A 2,470-nucleotide genomic window follows, 5' to 3' on the forward strand; every position below is an offset into this window, starting at 1 on the left:
CGCCGCCCGCCACCACGACCGTCGCCGTCCTCCCGCGCCGCCGGTCGGCCGCCCAGGCGGCCAGCGCGATCACCGCGCCCGAGGCCGCCAGGCCCGAGCCGACCAGCGGCGGCGCGGTCCAGCCCAGCCCCGCGTCCAGCGCCAGCCCGCCGAAGAACGCGCCCTGGGCGTTGGCCAGGTTGAACGCGCCCTGCACCGTCGCCGAGGCCAGCGTCGGCGCACCGCGCGCCTCGCGCATCACCAGCGTCTGCACGGCGGGCACGATCGCGAACCCGAACAGCCCGACCAGCACCACCGTCACCGCCGCCGACCACTCGGCGCGCGCGGTCACCGCGAACAGCGCCAGCACGGCGGCGAGCAGGACGAACGCGCCGCACACGGTCGGTCGCAGCGCGCGGTCGGCCGCGTACCCGCCGAGCAGGTTGCCGATCGTCATCCCCACCCCGAACAGCGCCAGCACCAGCGTCACCGAGCCGGTGGCGTAGCCGGACACCTCGGTGAGCAGCGGTGTGATGTACGAGTAGCAGGCGAAGAAGCCGCCGCAGCCGAAGACCACGGTGGCCAGCGCCAGCCAGAGCTGCCCGCTGCGGAACGCGCCCAGCTCGTGCCGCAGGCCGCTCCGCGCGGGGGAGGGGAGCGCCGGCACCAGCCGGGCGATCGCCACCGCCCCGGCCGCGCCGATCACGACCACCACCAGCATGGTCGACCGCCACCCCAGGTGCTGGCCGAGCAGCGTCGCGGCCGGCACCCCGACCACATTGGCCAGGGTGAGGCCGGAGAACATCACCGCGACCGCCCGGGCCCGTCGGTCCGGGGCCACCAGCTCGGCCGCCGCGACCGCCCCGGCGCCGAAGAACGCCCCGTGCGGCAGCCCGGTGACCAGCCGGGCCACGGCCAGCGTCCAGAAGTCGGGGGCGAGCGCGCACAGCAGGTTCCCGAAGGCGAAGAACCCGGCCAGCGCGACCAGCACCGCCTTCCGCGGCCGCCCGGCGGCGAGCGCGGTGAGCAGCGGCGCCCCGATCACCACGCCCAGCGCGTAGGCCGAGATCAGCCAGCCCGCCTGCGGGATCGAGACGTCCAGACCGTCCGCCACCTGCGGGAGCAGCCCCATGGCGGCGAACTCGGTGGTGCCGATGGCGAACGCCGTGACGGCCAGGGCGACCAGGGCGAGAGGCAAGGGGAAACTCCGGAGGAACGGGACGAGCCGGGATTGTTCGTCCGGAATCCTAATCGGATCGGATGACGTACCCGTGTGGTGCGTGAGGCGGGCCGGTGACGGACGGGGGTCGCCACCCGGGCGCCCGCGCGGGAGACTGGGGTCATGTGCCGCAGTATCAAGACGCTGAGACCCCCCGTGACGCCCGACGCCACGGAGGAGGACTACCGCGCGGCCGCGCTCCAGTACGTGCGCAAGGTATCCGGCTTCCGGGCCCCGGCCGCGCACAACCGGGAGGCCTTCGACCGGGCCGTGGACGCCGTGGCCGAGGCCACCGAACGCCTGCTCGCCGAACTGGAGGTCCGTGGCGCCTCCGCCCGTCCCGCCCGGGCCACCGCCTAGGGGACGGCGTCGCACAGGCACCAGGAGGTCGGTGATGAGCCCCGTCACCCGTTACGCACTCACCTTCCCGGGCACGCCCGGCACCCAGGCCCCGCAGGACGTGGTCGTGGTCGAACGCACCAGCGCCTCCGGCCCCGGCGGTCACCCGGTGTACGAGGACGCCACCGGCATCGTCCGCGCCGAGATCAGCGAGGCGGGGGAGGTCCGGATGCTCGCCAGCGGCGGCCACCAGACCCCGCACTGCCCGGTGCACGCGCAGCCACTGCCCTGACGCCACCGCTCTGGTTGCCGCTGCCCTGGCGTCACCGCCCGGAGGCCCTGCTGACAGCGCGGCGTCCCGTGGGGCAGACTCCCGGCATGACCACAGCACGCTGGCAGGGCGTCGTCGTCGCGGAGAGCGACCACACGGTAGTCGTCGAGGGCAACCACTACTTTCCGGCCGACTCCGTGTGCACCGAGTACCTGCGTCCGTCCGACACCACCACCGTCTGCGGCTGGAAGGGCACCGCCGAGTACTACTCGCTGCACGTCGACGGCGCCACCAACCAGGACGCGGCCTGGTACTACGCGGACCCCGACCCCGCGGCCGAGCGGATCCGCGGCCGGGTCGCGTTCTGGCGGGGCGTGGAGATCACCGACTGAACCGCCGGGGCGCTCCGCTCCCCGGCACACGGCCGCCGTCGTCCTGTCGCAGGACCGGGACACCCCGGCGGCGTACCGCCGCGCGCCGCCGGGTACGGCCAGAGCATGGCAATCTTCAGGAAACCGGGACGCCCCGGGCAGCCCGAGCCCACCCCGGACCTCGTCGTGGCCGACGAGCTGGCCGGCCTGGTCGAGGAACTCGAACCCGGCGAGCCCGGCGAACCCGGTGAGCTCGCCGAGTACCGCGCGGAGACCGAGCGCGGCCGGCGG

4 protein-coding genes are annotated in these 2,470 nt (G+C 74.9%); 3 read left to right on the forward strand and 1 reads right to left on the reverse strand.

Going from position 1 to position 2,470, the window contains the following annotated elements; all coding sequences use genetic code 11:
* Positions 1-1,177 (reverse strand): MFS transporter (locus ABD308_RS37310; protein WP_344345071.1); only part of this gene is annotated, 1,177 nt, incomplete at its 3' end.
* 144 nt (positions 1,178-1,321) lie between these two features.
* Here ABD308_RS37310 and ABD308_RS37315 point away from each other — a divergent pair.
* The 3 genes from ABD308_RS37315 to ABD308_RS37325 all read left to right on the forward strand — a co-directional run bounded on the left by ABD308_RS37315 (position 1,322) and on the right by ABD308_RS37325 (position 2,200).
* Entirely contained in the window at positions 1,322-1,558 is a 237-nt protein-coding gene (locus ABD308_RS37315; RefSeq protein ID WP_344345074.1) for a DUF2277 domain-containing protein, read from the forward strand.
* A gap of 34 nt (positions 1,559-1,592) precedes the next feature.
* The gene (locus ABD308_RS37320) at positions 1,593-1,829 is read left to right on the forward strand and encodes a DUF6296 family protein (RefSeq protein WP_344345077.1); all 237 of its coding nucleotides are present in this window, start codon (positions 1,593-1,595) and stop codon (positions 1,827-1,829) included.
* Between the two features lie 86 nt (positions 1,830-1,915).
* The gene (locus ABD308_RS37325; protein WP_344345080.1) at positions 1,916-2,200 is read left to right on the forward strand and encodes a DUF427 domain-containing protein; all 285 of its coding nucleotides are present in this window, start codon (positions 1,916-1,918) and stop codon (positions 2,198-2,200) included.
* Positions 2,201-2,470 lie beyond the last annotated feature (270 nt).

The organism is Kitasatospora putterlickiae, from assembly GCF_039527695.1.
Lineage (GTDB): Bacteria > Actinomycetota > Actinomycetes > Streptomycetales > Streptomycetaceae > Kitasatospora > Kitasatospora putterlickiae.